The organism is Streptomyces sp. SKN60 (assembly GCF_026236535.1).
Lineage (GTDB): Bacteria > Actinomycetota > Actinomycetes > Streptomycetales > Streptomycetaceae > Streptomyces.
Window position 1 is genome coordinate 38,502 of the sequence record NZ_JAHTMW010000009.1, and the last position, 23,889, is coordinate 62,390.

Here is a 23,889-nt window from a genome sequence, read left to right on the forward strand (position 1 = left end):
CGGTCGGTGCGGCCCCACAAGGCCCGCTACAGGGCCCGCTATGACGTCGTCGTCGCCTTCCGTCGGGCCGTTGCGGTCCTCCGACGGCGCCACCCTCGCTCCACCCACCGGATGAGGCACACCGCGGTGACGACCCACACGGCGGCGAAGAGCCACAGCAGTGCCGGGGACGAGGTGGCGACCGTCGGTACGAACAAGGCCACGCAGGCGATGCCGAGGCATGCCGTGGACAGGCCGAGGCGGTGCCGGCGTATCCAGCCGCCAGGGCTGTTCTCCTGCCCGAGGGAGCGGAGGCGGTGGTCGAGGGGTTCGTCGCCGCCCCGCAGGTCCTGCTCGATGCCGTCGAGGATCATCTTCTCCTCGCGGGAGAGCTTCCGGTTGTTCATGACGAGCCTCCTCCGGTGTCGGGCGGTTCGGGCGGTTCGGACGGTTCGGGCGGCTCCGGCGGCTCCGGCGGTTCGGTCGGTACGGGCATGCGGAGCACCGCCGCGCCGTGGACGCGGCCGGCGGCGAGGTCGTCCAGGGCCGTGTCGGCAGCGGCGAAGTCGTAACGGGACAGGGTCGGGCGCAGTCGGTGTTCGGCGGCCGCGGACAGGAACGCGCGTCCGTCCTCGCGGGTGTTGGCGGTGACGCTGCGGACGGTCCGCTCCCGGAAGAGGTGCTTGCGGTAGTCCAGTGGCGGGATGTCGGAGAGATGGATGCCCGCTACGGCGAGCGTTCCGCCGCTGCCCAGTGCCTCCAGGCCCACCGGGACGAGGTCGCCCGCGGGGGCGAAGAGGATGGCGGAGTCCAGCGGTTCGGGCGGCCCTCGCAGGGCGTCGCGGGCCGAGGCGGCGCCGAGTTCCAGGGCGAGGGTCTGGGCGGCGGGCGAGCGGGTGAGCACGTGGACGGTGGCGCCCTCGGCGAGGGCGAGCTGTGCGACGAGGTGCGCGGAGGCGCCGAATCCGTAGATGCCGAGCCGGCCGCCGGCGGGGAGGTCCGCCCGGCGCAGGGCCCGGTAGCCGATGATCCCGGCGCAGAGCAGGGGCGCCAGCTCTTCGGCGGAGTAGGCCTCCTCGGCGGAGTGTCCGGGGGATCCGGCGGATCCGGCGGACCCGGCGGACCCGGCGGTGGGCAGCTCGTAGGCGTACTCCGCGGGGACGGTCGCGTACTCGGCATAGCCTCCGTCCGCGTCCCAGCCGGTGTAGCGCGAGGACAGGCACAGGTTCTCCCGGCCGCGCGTGCAGTACGGGCATGCGCCGCACGTGCCGCGGAGCCACGGGATGCCGATCGGCGCGCCGGCTCGGGGCCGCTGCTCCCCGGTGACCTCGCTGCCGGTGGCCACGAGGTCGCCGACGGCCTCGTGGCCGGGTACGACCCGGTCCTGGTGGGGCAGCAGGTCGTGGTCGCGGACGTGCAGATCGGTACGGCACACGCCGCAGGCCCGTACGCGGACCAGCAGCTCGTCCGGCGACGGGACCGGTACGGGGAGCTCCGTGCGCTCCAACCGGCCCGGGCGGTCGGCGGAGACGACCCAGGCCGCCATGGTCTCCGGAAGGCTCTTCGGAAGGGTCTCCGGGTGGGTCTCCGGAAGCGAGGTGTCCATGCCGTCTCCTCCCGCCGTCTCCTCACCGCTCACGTCACCGCTCACGTCACTCCTCTGATGAGCGCGTTCCCGGACGTCGTGCCGCTATGCCCGGCTGGGGCAGGGGCGGCAAATGGGCGGGGAATGGGCGGGCCCTGCCCGGGCAGCCGAGAGAGTGGAGAGCTACCGCCCGAGGACCTTGTGAACGGGTGTGATCATGGTGAGCGACACGCAGACCGGTCTCCCTCCCCCGACCCGTCCGATGCCGCCGGACCCCGCGGATCCGTCGGAACCGCGGCCGGCGCCCCCGACGAACCCGTTCCCTGCCGGGCCGCCGGCACCCCGTCCGGGTCCGAGGCCCGGTCCGGGGCCGGGTCCTGGCCCCGCACCGGCACCCAGGCCAGGGCCGGAGCCGACGCGGGCCCCGATGGGCACTCCGCCGAATGATCCGGTGCCGCCGAGCCCCACGCCGGCACCGGGCCCGGGTCCTGGCCCGCAGCCGGGGCCGGTGCCCGGTCCGGTGCCCGGGCCCGGCGGCCCCGACCCGGTTCCGCCGACGCCTCCGCGGCCCGGACCGGATCCCAAGCCGGGGGGCCCGCGCCCGGAGCCGCGACCCCAGCCGGGCCCGCTGCCCGGTCCGGTGCCCGCGCCGGAGCCGGTGACGTGAAGGGAGCTCGCCATGAACACCAATGAGCAGAGCGGGCAGAGCGCGGAGCCCCGGCGCATCGTCGTCGGAGTGGACGGCTCCCCGACCTCGTACGAAGCCCTGCGATGGGCGGTACAGCAGGCCCGCCTGACCGGCGCGAAGCTGGAGGCGTGGGGCGCCTACGACGTGCCCGGAGCCGTGGGCTGGTCCGCGTCGGGCGTGGACGCCGCCTTCGACCCGCAACAGGCCAGACAGGCGGTGTCCGACGAGATCCGCGCCGTGATCGACCAGTCGGGCGACGTGCCGTTCGAGGAGCACGTGGCCCCGGGCAACCCGGCCGCGGTGCTGACCGAGGCATCGGTGGGCGCGGACCTGCTCGTCGTGGGCAGCCGGGGCCGTGGCGGATTCGCCAGCCTGCTCCTCGGCTCCGTCGGCCAGCAGTGCGCCGTGCACGCCTCCTGCCCGGTCGCCATCGTCCGCCCCGGCACCACCGCTGCCCAGGAGGCAGGGGCGGAGGCTGGGGCAGAGGGCGGCGCCTGACTCACGGGCCTCGGGCCTCGGGCCATGGTCCGTCCGCTGAGACACCGGGTGAGGAGGATGCGATGACGGCGTCGGTGAACGGCCGCCCCCAGTCAGCCGCGGCGCCGGGCAACCCGATGCTCGCCACGCTCAGCTCGCGCCGCGACTTCGACGAAGAGTGGATCTTCGAACGCAAGCTGGACGGCGTCCGCGTGCTCGCCACCCGGACGCGGACCGAGGGCGAGCCGCGGCTGCTCTCCCGCAGCGGGAAGCCGCTGAACTCCACCTACCCGGAGATCGCCGAGGCCCTCGCGGCGCAGGACCGCCGTGACTTCACGGTGGACGGGGAAATGGTCGCCCTGTGGCACGGCCGCACCGACTTCGCCCGCCTCCAGCAGCGCATGCAGCTCACCGATCCCGCCGCCGTACGGGCGAGCCGTGTGCGGGTCACGTACTACCTCTTCGACCTGCTCCGCCTGGACGGTCACGACACCACCCGGCTCCCCTTGCGTACCCGCAAGCGGCTGCTGCGCGACGCCTTCGCCTTCGGCCCCCCGCTGCGCTTCACCCCGCACCGCAACCGCTACCGCTCCCGCGACCGCTCCCGCGACGCTTCCAGCAACGACTCCCTCCTCGACCAGGCGTGCGGCCGCGGCTGGGAGGGCCTGATCGCCAAGCGGGCCGACGCGCCCTACGTCCACCGCCGGTCCACCGACTGGCTCAAGCTCAAGTGCTCGGGCGGCCAGGAGTTCGTCATCGCCGGATTCACCGAGCCGGCCGGCCGGCGGGTCGGCTTCGGCGCCCTGCTCCTGGGCTACTACCAGGACGGGCGGCTGCGGTACGCCGGCAAGGTCGGCACCGGCTACGACACCGCCACCCTGCGCGGCCTGCGCCGGCGTCTCGACGGCCTCGAACGGCAGCGGTCGCCGTTCGCCGACGCGGAGGTACGGGGACGGGCCGCGCACTGGGTGCGCCCCGAACTGGTCGCGCAGGTCGCCTTCACCGAATGGACCGCCGCCGGCCTGCTGCGCCACCCCCGCTACCTCGGGCTGCGCGACGACAAGGCCGCGCGCGATGTGGTCCGCGAACAACCGGCCGGGAGAAGCTGATGTCCCCCACGGTGACGGCGAAACGCCTGCTGGAGGAGTACGGGCACACCCACGCCGAGGAGGCGGGCATCCAGCTGCGGAACACCCCCGCGCCGCTGTACCAGCTGCTGACCCTCTGCGTGCTCTGCTCGGTCCGCATCAAGGCCGACATCGCGGTGGCCGCCGCCCACGAACTGTTCAAGGCCGGAATGCGCACCCCGCGCGCGATGGCCGAAGCGCCGTGGCAGGACCGGGTGGACGCGCTCGGCCGCGCGCACTACCGCCGCTACGACGAGAGCACCGCCAACGCGCTGGGCGCCGGCGCCGAGCTCGTACTCGACCGGTACCGCGGAGACCTGCGCCGGCTGCGCGAGGAGGCCGACGGGGACCCCGGGCAGGTCCGCACGCTCTTGCGGGAGGTCCCGCGGATCGGGCCGGTGGGCGCCGACATCTTCTGCCGCGAGGCCCAGGGCCTGTGGCCCGAACTCCGCCCCGCCTTCGACGAACGGGCCCGCCACGCCGCAGCCCGCCTCGGCCTCCCGAAGACGCCCGAGCGCCTCGCGCGCCTGGTCGACCCCGAGGACCTGCCGCGACTGGCGGCGGCCCTGGTCCGGGTCGAACTCGACAAGGGAGCCGCCGCCGACCTGCGTAACGCCGGCTGAGATCCGGGAAGCGGCCGGGGTCGGACAGTTTCGCGAAGATCCGGAGGCGTGCGGGGCCGCGGTCGGCCGAGGCGCTTCGGCGGCACGAGGGCTTCAGTCCCGTGCCTCCGGTGCGCGGACCGTGTCGCCGGCCAGGGTGAGGCAGCGGCGCACGAGTGCGAGGGTGCGCTGTGTGACCGTATCGAGGGGGGTGCCGTTCTCGACGGCGGCCAGGGCGGTGTGCAGCATTCCGGCGATCAGGTCGGCCGTGAGCGCGGGTTCGGGAACGCCGAGCTCCCGGACGGCGGCGCGGAACGGTTCGACCTGCTCCAGGTGGAGTTCCATCAGCCGCTGCTGGCAGGCCGGGGGAAGGCCGGCGTTCATGAGGGCGACGGCGGGCCGGTGTGCGCCCTCGGCGCCGAGGCGGAGGCTTTCCCTGAAGAACGCCTCGACTCGTTGCAGTGGCCCGTTCGCGGCGGCCAGGGCTCGGGTGAGTGCTTCGTCGGAGCGCCGGAAGGCTTCCTCCGTGATGGTGGCCAGGAGGGCTGCCGAGGAGTCGAAGTACCCCAGGTCTCTGACCTGGGGCTTCGCAGAAGAGCGGATGACGGGAGTCGAACCCGCGCCGGCACGGCCTCGCGAGGGGCGTCGGTGCCTGTGCTTACCGGTCGGTGGCGGTCCGGAGGGTGTCGAGGGTGGCCTGGAAGCCGCGGATGAGAGCGGCCAGGCCCGCGTCGAACGCGATGTCGCGGTAGTCGGGCGGGGCGTTCAGGAACGGGTCCAGGCCGGGCGGGAGTTCGTCCTCCGGCAGGGGCAGCGCGATGGGGGCGTCGACCAGGGCGAGGGCCGAGCCGGCGAGGAAGTACTCGAAGGACTGCACGAAGGGCATCAGGTGGTCCTCCGGCCATCCGGCGGCGCGCAGCACGTCGAACGCCGCCGCGTAGCCGCGCAGGGCGGCGGCCGAGCGCACCGGCCGTCCTGCGAGGAGGGGGATCGCGTGCGGGTGGGCGGCGATCGCGGTCCGGTAGGCGCGGGCCCAGCTGTCCACCGCCGCGGTCCACGGGTGGATGCTCGCGTCGAGCTCCATCTCGGCCGCGATCAGCTCCCGGATGCCGTCGATGATCTCGTCCCGGCTGGAGACATGGTTGTACAGGGAGGGGCCCTTGACGCCCAGTCGGGCGGCGAGCCGGGGCGTCGACAGCGCGGCGGCGCCCTCCTCGTCCACCAGCGCCAGGGCGGCCCGCAGGATGCCCTCCCGGGTCAGCGGGGAGCGTGGCGGCCTGCCCATCTCCTGACCTCCCTGGCTTCTCGCCCGTGCGGTGCGTGGCCTGATGTCGACGGTTCGGCAGTGGTCTTGACTGCCCGGTTTTCGTGTGTGGTTACCGGCTAGTGTACGGTCTGCCCAACGGGAACTACAGGCTGTAGTTTCGCCTCTGCGGTCAGCGCAGCGGGTACATCCGTGCACCCGGCGACGGGCGTGGCCTGCCCCGATTTCGGGCCGCAGCCTCGCGCGGCCCGCCAGTCATGTCATGAGCCTGACATCGCCTGTGTCAGGCCCATGCGCCTGCGTTCCACCTCTCCCCACACATCGAACCTGACCAACTCGACGTCGAAGGTGACCACTCCGCATGTCCATACGCACCCGAGCACTGACCGTGCTCACGGTGGCCGCCGCCCTCACCCTCAGCGGCTGCGGCACGACGCCACCGGCGGCCCGCTCCGCCGCCGACAACGCCCCCGCCGTCCACGCCGGCGCCACCCCGAGTGCCGCCTCCCCGACGGGCGACCCCACGGCCACGCCCACGCCCACACCCACCCGCACACCGCAGGCACGCCGGCACACCCCCGGCACCACGAGCCTGCCGGTCACGGTCGTGCCGAGGGAGAAGCCGGCGAAGCTGGCGATCGTCACTCCTCCCGCGAAGTCCGGCAAGCCCGCCCAGGCCGACACCCCGGACCTCAAGCTCGCCTCGTACGACCGGCGGACCGGCGAGGCCGTCCTGGCCCCCGCCGACGACGCTCCGCAGAACGCCGCGACCGTGGCCGACGCAGCGGTCCGGCCCGGTCAGCTGATCGACAGTCCGCCGACCCCGGCCGCCCCGCGCGGCGCGCTCCTCGCGGTCACCGAGGTCAGGCCGACCGAGGCCGGGAAGACCGCCGTCAGCACCCGCCCGGCCACCGTCTCGGAGCTCCTCGGCGACAGCTCCGCCAGCCTGCGCACCGCCCTCGACCCGCGCAGCATCAACGTCGAGCCGCAGGTCAAGGACCTCAAGGTCTCCTTCACCAAGCGCGCCGACGGCGGCGACGGCTCCGTCTCGGCGGGCCTGAAGCTGGACGCGGACACCACGATCCCGCTGCCCCACGGGGCCTCGGTGTCCCTGGCCGGCTCGGTCCAGCTCGACCCGAGCCTCGACTTCTCCTACGACGGCCACATGCTCAGCCCCAAGCAGGCCGGCGTCGGCTTCCAGGTCGCCGCCCGTGCCGACTGGCGCGTCCGCGCCGGGATCGCCGGCTCCGCCGAGCCGGTCCGGATCCCGCTCGCCAAGCTCCACTCCACCCCCACGGTGATGGTCGGCCCCGTGCCGATCGTGTTCACCCTGGACCTCACGCTCTACGCCACGGTCGGAGCCGACGGCAAGGTCACCATCGACGCCGAGCAGCAGCTCGCCGCCACCTGGGGCATCCGCTCCGACTACACCAAGGGCACCGGCTGGAAGACGCTCACCGACCCCGGCACCCTGAACATCTCCCCGGTCCGCGCCACGCTCAGCGGCCAGGCGTCCGTCCGCACCGGCCTGAACATCGAGGGCTCGGTCGCCCTGTACGACGCGGTGGGCCTGAAGGCGTCGATCAAGCCATACCTCCGGACGGCCGTCGAGGGCTCGGTCACCATCGACTCCACCGGCGCCGCCCCGGTCGTCAACGGCAAGGCCGGCGTCTACGGCGGGCTCGACATCAACGGAGCCCTGATGGCCCGTATCGCCATCCTCGGCACCCCGCTCTTCGAGAAGGAACTGGCGTTCCCGATCTACCAGCGCGAATGGCCCCTCGCGGCGTACAGCACCTCCGGCGCGGCCCCGCCGTCGCCCCGGCCGGCCCCGTCAGCGACGGGGTGACAGACCACTCTCCCGGCCCGCCCCCTGCAATCCCCCGGCAGCGGGGCGGGCCACCTTTCCTGCCTTCTCACACGACGCGGAGCCCGGAGACCGTCAGGTGTCCGACCCCCGGCCGAGGATCTCGCGGGCCCGCAGGCCGGCCTGGAAGCGGGACCGCGCGTCCAGGGCGGCCATGAGAGTGGCGACCCGTCGGCGGTAGGTGCGCAGGGACACCCCCAGCCGGTGGGACGCGGCCTCGTCCGTATGGCCGGCCGCCAGGGCCACTTCCGGCCCGGGAGATCGCCGGTCCCGCGAACGATCCGGAGACGTCGGCGGCTGTGCTGAGGCGGGCCGTCGAACTCGGGGTGAATCACATCGACACCGCCTGGTTCTACTTTCACGGCGGGCTCTCGGCCAACGGCCTGATCCGCCGCGTCCTGCACCCCTATCCCGAGGAGCTGGTCCTGGCGGCCAAGGTCGGCCCGGTCCGACACCCCGACGGCAGCTGGGGCGCCCCGGCCGGGCCCCGGGAACTCGTCGCCGGCGTCCACCGCACACTGCGGGAACTCGGCCGGGACCACCTCGACCTCGTCTATCTGCGGCTCCACGAGGATGACGACGAAACGACTGCCGAACGGTTCGGCGCGCTCGCCGTCCTGCGGGAGGAGGGGCTGATCCGGCACCTCGGCCTCAGCAACACGACCACCGGGCAGCTCGCCCGTGCGCAGCAGATCGCCCCGGTGGTGGCGGTACAGAACATGTACGGCCTCTTCCACCGCCGGCACCCGGAGGTCCTCGACGCCTGCACCCGGCAGGGCATCGCGTTCGTGCCGTTCTTCTCCTTGGAAAGCCTCGGCCGTCCGGAGCCGACCGAACCGCTGGCCCGTATCGCCGCCCGGACCGGAGCCTCTCCCGAACAGGTCAAGCTCGCCTGGACGCTGGCCCGTTCACCGGTTGTCCTTGCGATCCCCGGTACTTCCTCGGTGGCCCATGTGGAGGACAACATCGCGGCGGCCGACCTGCCTCTCGACCAGGAGGACCTCGCGGCTCTTGACGCGCTGTCGGCCTGAGTGACGGGTCTGGACAACAACTCTGCAGGCGGGACCGGTCACCAAGCGTGGTGCGGGTCGCCGGACAGGGCTGTGGCCGGGGCGGCGGGCTGGTCTGCTTGCCGGGAATCGGATCACCATCAACGGGGTTGGTGGGGGACGAGCCGATCATTGGAGGGTCATGCGAGCGATTCAGGTGTACGAAGTGGGCGGTCCCGAGGTGCTGCAGGAGGCCGAGGTGGACCAGCCGCGGCCGGGTCCGGGCGAGGCGGTCGTGGAGGTCGCCGCATCCGGGGTCAACTTCCTCGACGTCTACCACCGCGAAGGCCGGTACAGCCTCCCGCTGCCCTTCACCCCGGGCGCTGAGGGCGCCGGCACGGTCGTCGAAGTCGGACCCGGCGTCGCTGACGTCGCAGTCGGGGACCGGGTCGGTTGGGTGGAGATTCCCGGCACGTATGCCGAGCGGGCCGTCGTGGACTCCTCCCGGCTGGTGCCGCTGCCCGACGACATCGGCTTCGAGACAGCCGCCGCCGTACTCCTCCAAGGCATGACCGCGCACTATCTCGTCAAGGACGCCTACCCGGTTCAGGGGGGCGACACGGTGCTCGTGCATGCGGCTGCTGGTGGCATGGGGCTGCTTCTGACCCAGCTCATCACCCATCTCGGCGGCAGGGTGATCGGCACGACGTCGACCACGGCGAAGGCCGAGCTGGCGAAGCGTGCCGGGGCCGCCGAGGTGATCTTCTCCTCCGAAGTCGACGATCTCGCAGCCGAGGTGAGGCGGCTCAACGACGGTCAGGGACTGCCGGTTGTCTTCGACGGCGTCGGCGCGCACACCTTCGATGCGAGCCTCGCCAGCCTGCGAACCCGCGGCCATCTCGTGCTCTTCGGCGCGGCAAGTGGTGCCGTGCCGCCGTTTGATCCGATTCGGCTCGCCCACGGCGGATCGCTGACCCTGATCCGGCCCAGCCTCGGGGACTTCATCGCCGATCGGTCCGAACTGCTCCGACGGGCAGCCGATGTGTTCGAGTGGGTGCGCTCCAAGACGCTTGAGATCACCGTAACGGGCCGCTACGCATTGTCCGAGGCCGCCCAGGCCCACAGCGATCTGGAGGCTCGGCGTACCACCGGCAAGCTGCTCGTCATACCCGATGCGGCCGCTATGGGACGCCGCGAGGATTCGCAGAGCTGATCGCGGGTGACGAGGTCGGGACAGACACGTTCTCGAACGAGCTTCAGCCAGTCGTCCCCGTCGGTTTCCGGTGCTCGTCCCACGATGTCGGACACGGAACCGCGGTAGGTAGTGCCGAGCTTGGTGACCACTCCCATGTGGGGCCTGGGCCATACGTGACCTTGCTCAGCCAATTCGCGGGAAGCAGCACGCGGTCGCCGACTTCGAGCCGGCCGCTCCCGCGTCAGCGATAGGCATGCTTACCGACTTGCACGACCTGACAGCCGTCGACCTCGTACACGCGCAGTGCACCGTCCAACTGCTCCTCAAGCTCCATGCTGCGCTTCTCCAGATACGCGATGGGGGACTTGGAGAAGCTCGCACCGCTTTCGCGTCCCTCTTCCCCCTTCGTTCCACCTTCCCATGCTGGGTGGGCTCGCACGAATCATCTGGGTCGCTGTCCTCGTTGACCGCCGGCAGTCGTCCAAGAGACGGGGCGGGCCGGTACCCGGTCCAAGATCTGTTTGAAAGCTTCGGCGCTGAACCGCCAGGAGATGGACTTGCCCGCCAAGCTGGCGGGACGGATCGTCCCCCCAGGCCGCTCACGACGTGCAGTCCGGGCCCCTATGGCACGCGGCACCTCGTCCTGGCTGCTTCCGTCAGCCCCGTGATGACCGCTGTTTACCGCCCCCTGCTGGAACGTTGTGGCACGGCCCTCGACAGGAGGGGAAGGCGCCGTCCGGGGGCTCGGGGCGCCGAGAACGTGTGCGTCATGGGGGATACGGTTCGCAGGCCACTCCGTCCCCGTCTCGGTCGAGGTGCGGAGCGTACCCGGGCTCGCCCCTGTGGAGAGGTGCGGCGCCCGCGGCTCGTGCCGCGTCGCAGTCCTCGTAGTAGATGGAGGGGGGCAGCTCCGGCCCGGTCACCTCGTGTACGTCAGCGCCGACGATCGTGCCGCCGCGAACCGTGTAGGTGCCTTCGTAGATCCTCAGCGAGCCGTCGGCCTGCGCGGCCTCCAGCCTCACGGAGACGGTGTCACCGGCTGTGCCGAGGATGTGAACCGTGTCGGGCGCTCAGAGCTCCTATCGGGCCGCACTGGTGATCGTGACGTCGTAGGTGCAGGTCAGAGGACTGATACGGAGCCTCCGGCGAGACGATTCGGGGGCTCGTTGCCTCCGCGTGCCCCTTCTCGTGGGACTGAAAGGCGTGCGAGCAGCGACACCCGTCTGCCAACAAACAAGCCCCAGGTCTGTGACCTGGGGCTTTGCCGTGGAGCGGTGGATCAGCTCGGCTGGGCGGGGCCTCCATCGCCGAGGAATCGGGCGGCTACGGCGGACACGTCGGCCAAGGTGTCGGGCCCGTCGGCGGCGATGGGTACCACGTGGTCGATGGCGGCGGACGGCGCGTCCGGCCATGGTGCTGCCCGGTCCACTGGGCAGAAGCAGAGTCGCTGCGGGCGCAGGCGCCGCTCAGCCCTCGGCCGGAGGCTCTCCCTCGGCCGCCGCGCGGCGGTATTCGGCGTTGATGCGCTGGGCTTCTTCGAGCTGGTCCTCAAGGATGATGATGCGGCAGGCGGCCTCGATGGGCGTGCCCTGGTCGACAAGTTCCCGGGCGCGGGCGGCGATGCGCAGCTGGTAGCGGGAGTAGCGCCGGTGGCCGCCCTCGGAACGCAGCGGCGTGATGAGGCGGGCTTCCCCGAGAGCGCGGAGGAATCCGGGGGTCGTGCCGATCATGTCGGCGGCCCGGCCCATGGTGTAGGCGGGGTAGTCGTCATCGTCGAGACGGCCGAGGGCATCGTCTGCTGTCATTCTCACCTCTCTGGGGGGAGGGGCCGAGGAGACCTGCGCTCTGGCCCTTCGGACACCAGAGCGCCCGAGGAGGACCGTGATCCGGTGGTGGTCCGCACGCGGAGCCACACGCCGGCACACTCCTCGCGGTGCCGTGTCCGCTCGGGCACGGATGCTCTCCGCCCAACCTTCCGGTGTGCGTCGGGGCCGACGCCTTCACCGAGGGTAATGCTGCCATCCACACCGCCGTACCACGGAGCCGTGCCTGATCCCGGGCGTGCCCGCATCACGGCCGACGTCCGAAGGTCCTCCGCCGCGTGACTCCGCCGGGGCGAGCGTCTCCCGCTCGCGAGAGCGGCCGGACGACAGCCGGAGGTCGGCGTGAACGCAGTCGGTTCCCGCGTCTCGTACGGGATGTGCGCCCGCCGCAGGGTCAGGCCGCCGTGGACGTGCCGGGCAGGGTACGCCTGCCGGACCTGGCCGTCCGTGGCCGCGGAGCGGGTACGTCAGGTGAAGCCGAGCCGGGTCATGGCACGGACGACCTCGCGGGCGCTGAAGTCGCGGCGGTCCTGGCGGGTGATGAGGGCGCCGACCTGCATGGCGGGGTACTCACGGCGCCCGATGACGTCCTTCATCGTCTCCAGGACACCGTTCTTCGTCAGCTCGAACGGGAAGCGGGCGATGACGCACCGCATAGAAGCTCGCAGAAGAAGGAGAGACGGGATCGGCTGGTACGGCGGTGGGGCGGGTGGGTGTGCTCGGCCTCGGCCCGCGTCGTCAAGGACGGGACGGAAAGCCCGCGGGGCGCAGGTCACGCAGCTGTACCCGGTCTGTGTAGGCGGAAGTGGCGCGGAAGCCGTTGAGCTGGGCCCGGGTGACGAGGCCGGTCGGCCGGCCGTCGTCGTCCCGGACGATGAGGCGCCCGGTGCGTGCGCCGCTCATGACTGCCAGAGCCACCTCGACGGTCATGTCGGCCCAGACATGCGGCTCTGCCTCGCCGGTCGGGGGCGCGGGCGGGCTGCCGGCGGCGGTGTGCGCGGGGTCGAGCTGTGCCTGATCCGATGTCACATGCGGCTCCTGGGTGGGAGAGAGGAGTGCCGGCCCCGGGTACGAGGGTTCTGGCCGCCGGGGCTGGGATCCGGAGCGCATGACGGGGTCGGAAGTATCGCGTCGAGCCCCCGCCTTCGGCGCCGGGCGCGGCGAGCAAACGCCATCACGGATGTCCGGGATACGGCGCGCGGTGCCCGTGCTGTTCATGCGGGACCGCATCGACGCGGTGAACATCCCTGAATTCCCAGGCGATCGAATGACGTGGAGAATTCCGAGAAAAGCTTCGAATGGATATGGAATCCGGGTCGGCGGAGAGAAGAATGCGGCTGGGGCCCGCACCCCGAGGGATGCGGGCCCCAGCCACGTCGTGCGCGTCAGCGTCAGGCGGGAACGATGTTCTCGGCCGTCGGGCCCTTCTGGCCCTGCGCGATGTCGAAGGTGACCTTCTGGCCTTCCTGCAGCTCGCGGAAGCCCTGGGAGGCGATGTTCGAGTAGTGGGCGAACACGTCGGGGCCACCACCGTCCTGCGCGATGAAGCCGAAGCCCTTTTCTGCGTTGAACCACTTCACGGTGCCACTGCTCATGTCATATCTCTTTCTGGGGGCTCATCGGCATCCGCACTGCGCGGATGCTGTGTCGCCGTGATGATTACCCCGCCGGAGAGACCGGAGACAAAAAAGCACTCCCAGTGGCCGACGGGCTTGACTGGGGGCACTTGAAGTTTCGGGAACCACAACTGCAACTGAAATCGAGGCTAGCATGCGGACTCGATCGTTCCCGGTCCGATGGCGTCACTATTTCTAGACGTCAAAAAGACTGACTGCGCGACCCCTCGCATTTCTCATCCCGCCGGAGCAGATACTCGTTCGCGGCGTGGAGAGATCGGGGAGACGACAGACCGGCAGCCGTCACCTCCACATGCTCCGCGGCAGGGGGATCATGCGTGCTCCGACGACGGGGCGGGGGTGGGAAGGGGGCTGCGATGAGGCCCCGCCCCCCGTCTCCCAGGCGTTCTCACCGGCCGTGGCCTCCCGCAGGCGGCGGCCGGTGGCGTCCTCGTCGGACATGAGGGTGTCCGTGGTGTGGAGGTTGCCCGGGGTGGAGGCGACGGCCATCAGCCTTGCGGCGGAGGCGGGTTCGGTCTCCGGGGGAATCACGAGCAGGTCGCAGCGGCCGAGGTTGTACGAGAGCAGGATCATCGTGTCGGGAGCCTGGTCGGTGAACCAGCCGATGTGCACGGCGTATTCGCCGACGGGGACCTGGTACGGGGCGACGGGCCAGGGCGCGGGGTTCGCGGTGATGCGCGTGACGCGTCCGAAGCGGTCCCGTAGCGCGTCCACCAGGGGCGGCAGCTCGGTGGCGAGATCGCGTGAGTACGGCCACCAGGCGCCGTCCAGCAGCCCGGCCAGGGAGGTGCGCGGTGTGAGTGCCAGGCGTGCCTGGCGGGTGGGAGCGGTGGTGCTGATCATGAGACTGGGACCTGTCCCCGGGGTGCCTGTGGGCACCCCGGCCTGATGATCGCCGGGAACGACGTCCGCGTGGGGGCGGGTGTTCGAGGTGCTCCCGGTACCTCCAACGTACTCCGCGCCGGAGCCGGGCGGGGGCGGCGGGCCGGGCGGTTCTGACGGCGGGCGTGGCCGCCGGACGCGCCGCGTCCCTGTCACCCTCGTCCGCGCCACTCGATGAGGACGAGGGTCGCGTCGTCGGTGGTGGTCTCGCCGCGGGCCCGTCTGAGCGTGTGGGACAGATCGCGTGCCACGGCCCGTACGCCCCGGTCGGCCTGGTCCAGTCGGTGGACACGGTCGATCAGCCGGTCCTCGCCGAACTCCTCCTGCCCGGCCTCGTGTTCCTCGATCAGACCGTCGGTGAAGCAGAGGATCCGGTCCCCGGGCGCGAGGGCCACGTCGCTGACCTGCGGCTGGTCTCCGCCGAAGCCGACGGGGAGGGTGGTGGGGCTGTTCAGGCGGCGTACGACGCGGTGGTCGCGGATCAGCATGGGGGCGGGGTGCCCGGCGTTGACCCACTGGAGGCGGCCGGTGCCGGTGTCCAGCCGCAGCATCTGCGCGGTGACGAAGTGGTCGGGGGCGAACTGCTCGGCCACCGCCCGGTCCATGAAGAGATAGATCTCGGACAGCTCGACGCTGATCCGGCGGGCATGCCGGTACGCGCCGATGGCGACGGTCGCCATCGTGGCCGCGTCCAGGCCGTGGCCCATGGCGTCGATCATGGCGAGGTGAAGGGTGCCCCCGTTCAGGGCGTAGTCGAAGCTGTCGCCGGCCACGTCGTAGGCGGGCTCCAGGACTCCGGCGACGGCGACGCGCGGCGTCGTCATGGCCAGCGGCGGCAGGAGCGACCACTGGATCTCCGCGGCGACGCTCATCGGTTCGATGCGGCGGGTGCGGAAGAACAGATCGGTGTAGCGGTTCTTGGTCTGCATCATGTCGGTCGTCAGGCCCGCGAGCCTGCACAGGATGCGGCGGTCGTCGTCATCGACCGTGTCCAGGGTGACGGCCAGGACGCCCGCCTGGTCGCCGCCGTGCAGCAGCGGTACGTGGAGCCGTACCCCGTCGGCCAGCGGCACCTCGACCGGGCGGGAGGTGAGGAAGCACCTGCCGGCCGTCGAACCGTCGATGGGCAGGGGCCGACCGCCCTTCAGCCCTTCGCCGGGGAGCGGGACCAGTGTCTGCTGCCCGTAGTCCTGGAGCAGGATCTGCACATCCCGGCCCCCGATCCGGGCCGCCGTTTCGGCGACGACCTGCCCGACCCGTTCGGCCGGCAGCTCGTGCGCTCGGTCCAGGAACCCACCCAGCAGCGTCTCCCCGAAGCCTGCCGAGCGGTCGTGAACTCGGTCCTCGTGCCGTCCGACGGTCATCCGGAGCCTCCAAGCGGGTGGCGGGCCGACGACCGGGGCTGGTGCCGATGAGCCGGATCCGACGCCATCGCGGTGCGGCTTCCAGGATGCTCCGGGGCGACCCGGGCCGCCACGCGCGTCCGTCGGCTCCGCTGCCTTGTCAGGGTTCTTCGGAGTGAGGCCCGGTGCCGCTCGGGGGCCTGCTGGTGGCCAGCCAGGACCGGGCCGGTTCGGCGGTGTGGGCGGTGTCGACGGTGAGGTGGAGGCGGGTACCCCCGCCAGGGGTGGGGTAGCTGCGCTGCTCGCCGCCGGCGAAGCAGTGACGCAGGATGTCAGCCACCACCCGGGCGGCGTCCGGGGTGGCGGAGACGATGCGGACCTCGGCGTACCCCGGAGGCGGAAGGGCTTCTGCTTCTGACTCGTTGCGGTCCAAGGCGGCACCGTCCTTTCCACTGGAAGTCCGCCCGCGAACGCCTGGAGCGGGCCGGGCACGCCCCCGTACGTCCACGGTACGTCCGAAGCCGCCGGTGCCGAACGGCTCCGCAGCGGGGAGCGGCGCATCCGCGGGTCTTCCCGGAGTACGGTGAAGGAACGGGGCCGCCGCCCCGCCCGCCGGCCCGGCGTCTGCCGTGGCACCGGTCCGGGCGGCAGCGGCACCACCCGTGGACGGACGGCCCGATCATGACCGACGCAGGCACTTCTCCCCACCACGTCCCCCCGTCTTCACGCCTCCTGCCGGACGAGGTCCACCGGGCTGTGGGACCGGGCACCGCGTTGCTCCGGCTGGAGACGACGGGGTCCCGGCAGAGCCTCCTCGACGGCGCATGGTGGCCCCGCTCGCGTGATGTCGAGCGGGAGCTCCCGCCGCTGATCACCGCCCTGACCGAGCACCTCGGCCCCATCACCCGGGTCGGCCTGGACGCCTCCGCCTGGAACGGCATCCCGCCCCGCCTGGTCGTCGACGACCAGGTCGTGCACCTCGACTCCTTCCCCGTCGGCGACGACACCGTCCTGATCACCCGAGGCGACAACGACCACTTCTCCCTCCTGGCCGTCCCGCCCGCCACCACGCCCGAGGCCGCCCGCACGGCCATGGCCCGCGCCGTTCACGCCGACAACGTCACCCAGGCCGCCGAGATCCTCCTCGCCGAACTCCCCCACCCCGCGGCCCCGTCGGCCGGCACCGCCCTGGACAACAACGAAGCCCCAGGTCGGTGACCTGGGGCTTCGCAGAAGAGCGGATGACGGGAATCGGACCCGCGCTATGAGCTTGGGAATCACCGACGCCCGTCTCGATCATTTGTGTCCTGACCTGCGGAAACGCTCCTTGGTATGGCATTCTTCGCCGATCCCGAGACGCCGGTGTTGACCGCTGCTCACCGCCCTGAAGGGCACGGGCCGGCCATGGCCGCGATCCGGGCCAGCCGGTCTGCCCACGCGCCACCGTCTGGTGTTCGTTCACCTGGACGGAGCGACGGTGGGACCGGGCCGGCTGACCTGCCGCTGAGATTCCCGTCCGACCGAGGAGGCGCCCGTCGAAGGGCCCCTCTTCCCGCTCTTCATCGGCATCGTGCTGTTCGTGGCCGACCTCATCCATGCCGCCATGCGCATGCGCCCGTTCACCGCCGCCTCGTCCGGTGACGGATCGGAGTCCGTCGCACCCGCACGGAACTGGTCGGCGCACGCCGTGGATGGAGACGGAAACGGATGCGCCTCGTGACTCGATGCCGAAGCCATCGTCACAAGTGGGAGTTGGCCTGCCTTGCGTCGAGCCGCACTCGTGCCACCAAGTCGATGAGAGTGGTCCTCTTCATTGCGGGTCCATGGACGGATCTGGTGTGCCGTGACCGGGCACGGAGGTCCTACAGCTTGCTCATCTTGGAGTACGGACTCAGGATCCGCTCTTGAGTCGAGCCGAAATCCACGACCGCCGCGATCCCGTCCTCGATGGCGACGACCCGGCCGAGGCCGTGCACGTCGTGTGTGACCTGGTCGCCTACGGCGAACTGCTTGGGAGGCAGCGTGACCGGGGCCTTGAAGGGGCTGGTGGGCAAATGGCGCTTCGGTGCACTTGGCTTTGTCATTGCCGCCAGTATGCGCCCGCGCGTATCCGTTCACTGCGGCCGTTCACGTCCACAGCACGAGGTGGCGGAGAGCGATCTCGATGAAAAGCAACAGTCCCAGGTCTCTGACCTGGGACTGTGTAGTGGAGCGGATGACGGGAATCGAACCCGCGCTATAAGCTTGGGAAGCTCATGTTCTACCATTAAACTACATCCGCAAACGCCGCCAAGATCGATGCGGCATCGTTGCACACTGTACCCCATCCCGCACGTCGAGGCGAAGCGCGGGTCTGCGGAGTGCCGTCCGTGGGGGAGGGGTGGGGATCCCCTAATGTGGCTGTCTCGTCCACCACTTGTCGGGGAAGGGACTTGATGGGTTCGATGGAGCGCACCGTCGTCCGTTGTGCCGAGGGGCACGTGTTCAGTACTGCTTCGTTCCCGCTCGCGCATCTCGGTGCCGGGCGGATCGGGCCCGGGCGGCTGATTCGGTGTCCACGGTGTGCGCGGTTGCGGCATGCCGTGCCGGTGGAGCTTGAGCGGCGCTGACCTGGGCGGGCGCGGACGGTCCCGATTGGGGAGGTCCGCGCCCTCTGCGTATCGTGGGGGCGTGCTTCTCTCAGACAAGGACATCCGGGCCGAGATCGACGCCGGACGGGTTCGCATCGACCCGTACGACGAATCCATGGTGCAGCCCTCGAGCATCGACGTGCGGCTTGACCGCTTCTTCCGGGTGTTCGAGAACCACCGCTACCCCCACATCGACCCCGCCGTCGAGCAGCTCGACCTGACGCGTGAGGTCGAGCCGGAGGGGGACGAGGCGTTCATCCTGCATCCGGGCGAGTTCGTGCTCGCCTCGACCTACGAGGTCATCACCCTGCCGGACGACATCGCCTCCCGACTGGAAGGGAAGAGCTCCCTCGGGCGGCTCGGCCTGGTCACGCACTCCACCGCCGGGTTCATCGACCCCGGTTTCTCCGGGCACGTGACCCTGGAGCTGTCGAACCTCGCCACCCTGCCGATCAAGCTCTGGCCGGGCATGAAGATCGGCCAGCTGTGCATGTTCCGGCTCAGCTCGCCCGCCGAGTTCCCGTACGGGAGCGAGCGCTACGGCTCCCGGTACCAGGGCCAGCGGGGGCCGACCGCCTCCCGCTCGTACATGAACTTCCATCGGACCCAGGTGTGAGGCGGTAGCACGCATGACTGAAGCACCAGCACGCGAGAACCTGACCTACGAGGGCTTCGGGCGCGCGATCCGCGAGCTCGCCCAGACGATCGCCGACGACGGCTACGAGCCCGACATCGTGCTCTCCATCGCCCGCGGCGGAGTCTTCGTGGCCGGCGGCCTCGCCTACGCGATCGACTGCAAGAACATCCACCTCGTGAACGTGGAGTTCTACACCGGGGTCGGGACCACCTTGGAAATGCCGGTCATGCTGGCACCCGTACCCAACGCGATCGACTTCTCCGACAAGAAGGTCCTGATCGCCGACGACGTCGCCGACACCGGCAAGACCCTCAAGCTCGTGCACGACTTCTGCGTCGACCACGTCGCCGAGGTCCGCTCCGCCGTCATCTACGAGAAGTCGCACTCCCTCGTGAAGTGCGAGTACGTGTGGAAGAAGACCGACGACTGGATCAACTTCCCCTGGTCCGTCGAGCCGCCCGTCGTGAAGCGCGAAGGGCAGATCCTCGACGCCTGAGGCAAGGGGCAAGGGGAGACCAAGGCGGAAGAACGGCGAAAGGCCCTCACCGGCGTGCGGTGAGGGCCTTTCCGTTTCTTCCGTTGTTCCGGAGTTCTACAGCGTGCCCAGCTTGATCAGGCTCAGCAGTGCCACCAGCTGGATCGCCGACGCGCCCAGCGCCTTCGGCCACGGCAGGTCGTGGGAGCGGCTCACCATGATCGTGAGCAGCGCGCCCGCCGCCAGCCAGCTCAGCCAGCCGACGATCTGGACCAGGCTGTTTTCGCCGCCCAGGAAGAGCGCGAAGACCAGGCGCGGCGCGTCCGTGATCGACATGATCAGCATGGACAGGCCGACCGTGGGCTGCCAGCTGCCGTCGCCGCCCAGCTGGCGGGCGAGCGTGTGGGTGACGGCGCCGAGGACCAGGCCGCCGACGACGAAGCCGACGCCGGTCAGCAGGACGTACGGGATCGCCGTCGACAGCGTCGCGTTGATCGCGTCCTCGCGGGCCTGGTCGAAGCCGAACAGCGCCAGCAGGCCGTAGAGGAACGTGACGATCAGCGCCGGGCCCCACACCGCGTGGTCCCGCATCCGCATGAAGGTGTCCGCCGGGCGCAGCACGATGCCGCTGAGCAGGGCCTTCCAGGGCAGCCGCGGGCCCGTCGGTACGGGGGCGGGGGCGGCCTCGTACGGGGCGCCCTGGCCGTACGGGTCGTCGTGGACGCTGAACACCTGGGTGTGGCCCGGGTTGTTGGCTGCGTAGTTCTGCTGCGGGTGCTGCTGCTGCGGGGCGTAGGGGTCGCCGAAGTACTCCGGCTCCCCGTGCGCCGCCTGGCCGCCGCCCTGCCGCTGTCCCCACTGCTGTTGCTGCGGGTACTGCTGCTGCTGCGGGCGCTGCTGTTGCGGGTAGCCCGGCGGGGGTGCGTTGTACCCGTACGGCGCCTGCTGCTGCGGTTGTTGCTGCGGGGGGTTGTTGGCCCGGCCGCGTCCGTTCCTGAATCCAGCCACGTCAAGAACGTACCCGCTCCGGCTGTGGACTCGCGCCCTCCGGGGATTGTGCGGCAGAGCTGTGACATCCCCTAGGGGTTCCGGGAGGGGTTACGCGGGAGTGGGGGAGGCGTGCGGTAGTCGTTACATTTCCTACGTAAAAGGGATGGGTCGGGCATCTACCTTCGAAATGTCGCCGAACAAGTCAGGCAGAAGGAAGAATCCCATGCGAATCACCCGTCGGACCCTCCGTACCGCCGCCGTCGCCACCGGCACCATCGCCGCCCTCACCCTTCCCGCGGCCGCCGCCTTCGCCGACGACCAGCCGGCGCCGAACCCCGACAATCAGACGCAGGACCAGACGCAGGACCCGTCCCAGGACCAGACGCAGGACCCGTCCCAGGACCAGACGCAGGACCCGTCCCAGGACCAGACGCAGGACCAGGACAACACCGATCCCGTCGTCGGGCGCATCTTCGTCCAGTCGTACAAGCTCGCCGACGGCTCGGTCGCCAAGGTCTACATGACCACGCCCAACGACTACCAGGCCGAGATCTGGGCCGGCGGCACCCTCCTCGACACCCTCACCACCTCCGGGCAGCCCGTGTACGGGCAGAACAACGGCCTCCACGTGGTCCTCCAGCCGGACGGCACCGTCTCCTCCTGGATGGACGAGGTCCCCACCCCCAAGCCGACCCCGACCCCGAAGCCGACCCCGAAGCCCACCCCCACCCCCAAGCCCAAGCCCGCGCCGCACACCCACGCCAACGCGCGCGTCACCCTCCCCGACGGCTCCGTCGCCAAGTTCTACAAGAAGAGCAACCGCGTCGAGCTGCGCTTCGGCACCCTCACGCCCAAGAAGCCGACCCTCAGCCACCACGGCTGGACGTTCAAGCTCGCCCCGCAGCCGGGCAAGGGCGTCTACCGCCTCGTCGTCATCGACACCCCCAAGCAGGGCGGCAACAGCTGGGTGTACGACTTCGACGGCAAGCTCGTACGGAAGTACACCGCCCAGAAGAGCGGCTCCCAGAAGACCGGCCCGCAGAAGACCGGCCCGCAGAAGACCAGCACCGTCGTCGTGCCCCGCGGCACCGTCCCCCAGGGTGCCGTGAAGGCCGGTGCCGAGAATGTCGCTCCCGTGGCCGGTGACACCCACCAGGCCGCCCTCATCGGCGCGGGCGGCGGCATGGCCGCCCTCGGTGCCGCCGGGCTCGGGTTCGCCCTCTACCACCGCCGCGGCAGCGGTCAGGAGAGCTGATCCCGCTCACGTACGGCGAAGGGCCGCCCCGCATCACGCGGGGCGGCCCTCAGCTGCGTACAACCAGCGCTTACGCCTCCGCCGGCTCCGGCTCGGCCGGCTCGGCCTCCGGCTCCGCCGGGGTCTTCACCGAGTCGAGCAGCAGCTGCGCCACGTCGACGACCTGCAGGCTCTCCTTCGCCTTGCCGTCGTTCTTCTTGCCGTTGACGGAGTCCGTCAGCATGACGAGGCAGAACGGGCACGCGGTGGAGACGATGTCCGGGTTGAGGGACAGGGCCTCGTCGACGCGCTCGGTGTTGATGCGCTTGCCGATCCGCTCCTCCATCCACATCCGGGCACCACCGGCGCCGCAGCAGAAGCCGCGCTCCTTGTGGCGGTGCATCTCCTGCTGGCGCAGGCCGGGGACGGCCGACATGATCTCGCGCGGCGGCGTGTAGACCTTGTTGTGGCGGCCCAGGTAGCACGGGTCGTGGTACGTGATGAGGCCCTCGACCGGCGTCACCGGGATCAGCTTGCCCTCGTCGATGAGGTGCTGGAGCAGCTGGGTGTGGTGGATGACCTCGTACTCGCCGCCGAGCTGCGGGTACTCGTTGGCGATGGTGTTGAAGCAGTGCGGGCAGGTCGAGACGATCTTCTTCGCCGACTTCGGTTTCTTCGTCGACTCGTCCTCGTCGTCCTCGCCGAACGCCATGTTCAGCATCGCGACGTTCTCCTGGCCGAGCTGCTGGAACAGCGGCTCGTTGCCCAGGCGGCGCGGGGAGTCACCCGTGCACTTCTCCTCGCCGCCCATGATCGCGAACTTGACGCCCGCGATGTGCAGCAGCTCCGCGAAGGCCTTGGTGGTCTTCTTGGCGCGGTCCTCCAGGGCGCCGGCGCAGCCGACCCAGTAGAGGTAGTCGACCTCGGTGAGGTCCTCGACGTCCTTGCCGACGATCGGGACCTCGAAGTCGACCTCCTTGGTCCACTCGACGCGCTGCTTCTTGGCCAGACCCCAGGGGTTGCCCTTCTTCTCCAGGTTCTTCAGCATCGTGCCGGCCTCGCTGGGGAAGGCGGACTCGATCATGACCTGGTAGCGGCGCATGTCGACGATGTGGTCGATGTGCTCGATGTCGACCGGGCACTGCTCGACGCAGGCGCCGCAGGTGGTGCAGGACCACAGGACGTCCGGGTCGATGACGCCGTTCTCCTCGGCGGTGCCGATCAGCGGGCGCTCGGCCTCGGCCAGGGCGGCCGCCGGGACGTCCTTCAGCTGCTCCTCGGTGGCCTTCTCCTCGCCCTCCATGGTCTTGCCGCCGCCGGCGAGCAGGTACGGCGCCTTGGCGTGCGCGTGGTCGCGCAGCGACATGATCAGGAGCTTCGGGGAGAGCGGCTTGCCGGTGTTCCAGGCGGGGCACTGCGACTGGCAGCGGCCGCACTCGGTGCAGGTGGAGAAGTCGAGGATGCCCTTCCAGGAGAACTGCTCGACCTGGGAGACGCCGTAGACGTCGTCCTCGCCCGGGTCCTCGAAGTCGATCGGCTTGCCGCCCGACGTCATCGGCTGGAGCGCGCCGAGCGCGGTCTCACCGGTCGCGTTCCGCTTGAACCAGATGTTCGGGAAGGCGAGGAAGCGGTGCCAGGCGACACCCATGTTGGTGTTGAGCGACACCACGATCATCCAGATGAACGAGGTGCTGATCTTCACCATGGCCGTGAAGTAGATCAGGGTCTGCAGCGTGCTGACGCTCAGGCCCTTGAAGGCCAGGACGAGGGGGTACGAGGCGAAGTACGCCGCCTCGTAGTGCTCGACGTGGTGGATCGCGCCCTCAAGACCGCGCAGCACGTAGATCGCGAGGCCGATGGTGAGGATGACGTACTCGACGAAGTAGGCCTGGCCGGCCTTCGAGCCGGCGAAGCGGGACTTGCGTCCGGCCCGGCCCGGCAGGCTGAGCAGGCGGATCACCATCAGGACGGCGATGCCGAGGATCGTCATGACGCCGATGAACTCGATGTAGAGCTCGAACGGCAGGAACCCGCCGACGATCGGCAGCGTCCAGTCGGCCTGGAAGAGCTGGCCGAAAGCCTGCGCGAGGGTCGGCGGCAGGGTCAGGAAGCCCACGGCGACGAACCAGTGGGCGAAACCGACGATGCCCCAGCGGTTCATCCGGGTGTGGCCGAGGAACTCCCGGACCAGCGTCACGCTGCGCTGGTAGGGGTTGTCGGTCCGGGTGCCGGCCGGGACGGGCTGGCCGAGCTTGAAGTAGCGGATGAACTGACCGATGGCGCGAGCGAGCAGAGCAACGCCGACCACGGTCAGGGTCAGCGACACGATGATCGCGGCGAGTTGCATGACGGGCTCCTCGAGCGGGCCTCTGCGACGGGCGACGGGCCTACTAAGCGGTAACTTATTTAGTCCGTGCCGAGATTACCCTGGGGGAGCGCCCCACTTGTAGCGGAGCTCACGGTGA

The 23,889-nt window shown here is 70.6% G+C and carries 22 protein-coding genes, 1 tRNA gene and 3 pseudogenes; 10 read left to right on the forward strand and 16 right to left on the reverse strand.

The features are described from left to right. Positions 1 to 38: 38 nt before the first annotated feature. Both KV205_RS16535 and KV205_RS16540 read right to left on the reverse strand, forming a co-directional pair. Positions 39 to 386, reverse strand: coding sequence for a DUF3040 domain-containing protein (locus KV205_RS16535; protein ID WP_265865134.1), 348 nt, complete (start codon positions 384 to 386; stop codon positions 39 to 41). After that, positions 383 to 1,525: a zinc-dependent alcohol dehydrogenase family protein gene (locus KV205_RS16540; RefSeq protein WP_265865385.1), complete on the reverse strand. Its 1,143-nt coding sequence runs from the start codon at positions 1,523 to 1,525 to the stop codon at positions 383 to 385. Before KV205_RS16540 ends, KV205_RS16535 begins: the two co-directional genes overlap by 4 nt. Before the next feature lie 718 nt (positions 1,526 to 2,243). On the opposite strand from KV205_RS16540, the gene KV205_RS16545 reads away from it, so the two are divergent. The 3 genes from KV205_RS16545 to KV205_RS16555 all read left to right on the forward strand — a co-directional run bounded on the left by KV205_RS16545 (position 2,244) and on the right by KV205_RS16555 (position 4,479). Continuing rightward, a complete protein-coding gene (locus tag KV205_RS16545) occupies positions 2,244 to 2,750 on the forward strand; it encodes a universal stress protein (RefSeq protein ID WP_265865135.1) in 507 nt (168 codons plus the stop codon). Between the two features lie 62 nt (positions 2,751 to 2,812). Further along, complete coding sequence (gene ligD / locus KV205_RS16550) at positions 2,813 to 3,838, forward strand: non-homologous end-joining DNA ligase (RefSeq protein ID WP_265865136.1); 1,026 nt, start codon at positions 2,813 to 2,815, stop codon at positions 3,836 to 3,838. Continuing rightward, the gene (locus tag KV205_RS16555) at positions 3,838 to 4,479 is read left to right on the forward strand and encodes an endonuclease (protein WP_265865137.1); all 642 of its coding nucleotides are present in this window, start codon (positions 3,838 to 3,840) and stop codon (positions 4,477 to 4,479) included. The genes ligD and KV205_RS16555 overlap by 1 nt, the downstream gene beginning before the upstream one ends. A 93-nt stretch (positions 4,480 to 4,572) precedes the next feature. On the opposite strand, the pseudogene KV205_RS36310 reads toward KV205_RS16555, so the two are convergent. Both KV205_RS36310 and KV205_RS16565 read right to left on the reverse strand, forming a co-directional pair. Continuing rightward, positions 4,573 to 5,022: pseudogene (locus KV205_RS36310) on the reverse strand (TetR/AcrR family transcriptional regulator); the annotation flags it as partial. A 94-nt stretch (positions 5,023 to 5,116) separates the two neighbouring features. Beyond that, positions 5,117 to 5,743, reverse strand: coding sequence for a TetR/AcrR family transcriptional regulator (locus KV205_RS16565; RefSeq protein ID WP_265865139.1), 627 nt, complete (start codon positions 5,741 to 5,743; stop codon positions 5,117 to 5,119). A 340-nt stretch (positions 5,744 to 6,083) separates the two neighbouring features. Here KV205_RS16565 and KV205_RS16570 point away from each other — a divergent pair, with 340 nt between their 5' ends. The 3 genes from KV205_RS16570 to KV205_RS16585 all read left to right on the forward strand — a co-directional run bounded on the left by KV205_RS16570 (position 6,084) and on the right by KV205_RS16585 (position 9,791). Continuing rightward, a complete protein-coding gene (locus KV205_RS16570) occupies positions 6,084 to 7,571 on the forward strand; it encodes a hypothetical protein (protein WP_265865140.1) in 1,488 nt (495 codons plus the stop codon). 278 nt (positions 7,572 to 7,849) lie between these two features. Then, positions 7,850 to 8,620, forward strand: coding sequence for an aldo/keto reductase (locus KV205_RS16580; RefSeq protein ID WP_265865386.1), 771 nt, complete (start codon positions 7,850 to 7,852; stop codon positions 8,618 to 8,620). A gap of 160 nt (positions 8,621 to 8,780) precedes the next feature. Then, a complete protein-coding gene (locus tag KV205_RS16585) occupies positions 8,781 to 9,791 on the forward strand; it encodes a quinone oxidoreductase (RefSeq protein WP_265865141.1) in 1,011 nt (336 codons plus the stop codon). A 749-nt stretch (positions 9,792 to 10,540) separates the two neighbouring features. Here the strand turns inward: KV205_RS16585 and KV205_RS16590 are convergent. From KV205_RS16590 to KV205_RS16625, 8 genes and pseudogenes are all read right to left on the reverse strand, one after another. After that, positions 10,541 to 10,675 (reverse strand): annotated as a pseudogene (locus KV205_RS16590) (excalibur calcium-binding domain-containing protein); the annotation flags it as partial. Between the two features lie 564 nt (positions 10,676 to 11,239). Further along, entirely contained in the window at positions 11,240 to 11,578 is a 339-nt protein-coding gene (locus KV205_RS16595; protein WP_219664784.1) for a MerR family transcriptional regulator, read from the reverse strand. A 488-nt stretch (positions 11,579 to 12,066) separates the two neighbouring features. After that, positions 12,067 to 12,252: pseudogene (locus KV205_RS16600) on the reverse strand (SCO5918 family protein); the annotation flags it as partial. An 82-nt stretch (positions 12,253 to 12,334) separates the two neighbouring features. Continuing rightward, on the reverse strand, positions 12,335 to 12,625 hold the full coding sequence (locus KV205_RS16605) for a CBS domain-containing protein (RefSeq protein WP_265865142.1): 291 nt from the start codon (positions 12,623 to 12,625) through the stop codon (positions 12,335 to 12,337). Positions 12,626 to 12,987: 362 nt separating this feature from the next. Continuing rightward, the gene (locus KV205_RS16610; RefSeq protein WP_265865143.1) at positions 12,988 to 13,191 is read right to left on the reverse strand and encodes a cold-shock protein; all 204 of its coding nucleotides are present in this window, start codon (positions 13,189 to 13,191) and stop codon (positions 12,988 to 12,990) included. A 324-nt stretch (positions 13,192 to 13,515) separates the two neighbouring features. After that, positions 13,516 to 14,076, reverse strand: coding sequence for a DUF5994 family protein (locus tag KV205_RS16615; protein WP_265865144.1), 561 nt, complete (start codon positions 14,074 to 14,076; stop codon positions 13,516 to 13,518). Between the two features lie 191 nt (positions 14,077 to 14,267). Next, a complete protein-coding gene (locus KV205_RS16620; RefSeq protein ID WP_265865145.1) occupies positions 14,268 to 15,479 on the reverse strand; it encodes a PP2C family protein-serine/threonine phosphatase in 1,212 nt (403 codons plus the stop codon). Positions 15,480 to 15,618: 139 nt separating this feature from the next. Continuing rightward, a complete protein-coding gene (locus KV205_RS16625) occupies positions 15,619 to 15,891 on the reverse strand; it encodes a hypothetical protein (RefSeq protein WP_265865146.1) in 273 nt (90 codons plus the stop codon). A gap of 248 nt (positions 15,892 to 16,139) precedes the next feature. Between KV205_RS16625 and KV205_RS16630 the strand changes: the two genes are divergently transcribed. Further along, positions 16,140 to 16,676: a DUF5994 family protein gene (locus tag KV205_RS16630; protein WP_265865147.1), complete on the forward strand. Its 537-nt coding sequence runs from the start codon at positions 16,140 to 16,142 to the stop codon at positions 16,674 to 16,676. 644 nt (positions 16,677 to 17,320) lie between these two features. On the opposite strand, the gene KV205_RS16635 is transcribed toward KV205_RS16630, so the two are convergent. After that, positions 17,321 to 17,542 (reverse strand): hypothetical protein, encoded by a 222-nt coding sequence (locus tag KV205_RS16635; protein WP_265865148.1) that lies wholly within the window; start codon positions 17,540 to 17,542, stop codon positions 17,321 to 17,323. Positions 17,543 to 17,665: 123 nt separating this feature from the next. Then, positions 17,666 to 17,739: transfer RNA gene (locus KV205_RS16640), tRNA-Gly, on the reverse strand. A 389-nt stretch (positions 17,740 to 18,128) separates the two neighbouring features. Between KV205_RS16640 and dcd the strand changes: the two genes are divergently transcribed. Together dcd and KV205_RS16650 are read left to right on the forward strand one after the other, a co-directional pair. Beyond that, entirely contained in the window at positions 18,129 to 18,704 is a 576-nt protein-coding gene (gene dcd / locus KV205_RS16645; RefSeq protein ID WP_030690788.1) for a dCTP deaminase, read from the forward strand. Positions 18,705 to 18,717: 13 nt separating this feature from the next. Then, a complete protein-coding gene (locus tag KV205_RS16650) occupies positions 18,718 to 19,221 on the forward strand; it encodes a phosphoribosyltransferase (protein WP_265865149.1) in 504 nt (167 codons plus the stop codon). 96 nt (positions 19,222 to 19,317) lie between these two features. Here the strand turns inward: KV205_RS16650 and KV205_RS16655 are convergent, their stop codons facing one another. Further along, positions 19,318 to 20,208 (reverse strand): Yip1 family protein, encoded by an 891-nt coding sequence (locus KV205_RS16655; RefSeq protein WP_265865150.1) that lies wholly within the window; start codon positions 20,206 to 20,208, stop codon positions 19,318 to 19,320. A gap of 205 nt (positions 20,209 to 20,413) precedes the next feature. Between KV205_RS16655 and KV205_RS16660 the strand changes: the two genes are divergently transcribed. Then, on the forward strand, positions 20,414 to 21,445 hold the full coding sequence (locus KV205_RS16660) for a hypothetical protein (RefSeq protein ID WP_265865151.1): 1,032 nt from the start codon (positions 20,414 to 20,416) through the stop codon (positions 21,443 to 21,445). 70 nt (positions 21,446 to 21,515) lie between these two features. Here KV205_RS16660 and KV205_RS16665 read toward each other — a convergent pair whose 3' ends face one another. Next, positions 21,516 to 23,771, reverse strand: coding sequence for a (Fe-S)-binding protein (locus KV205_RS16665; protein ID WP_265865152.1), 2,256 nt, complete (start codon positions 23,769 to 23,771; stop codon positions 21,516 to 21,518). Positions 23,772 to 23,889: the final 118 nt, after the last annotated feature.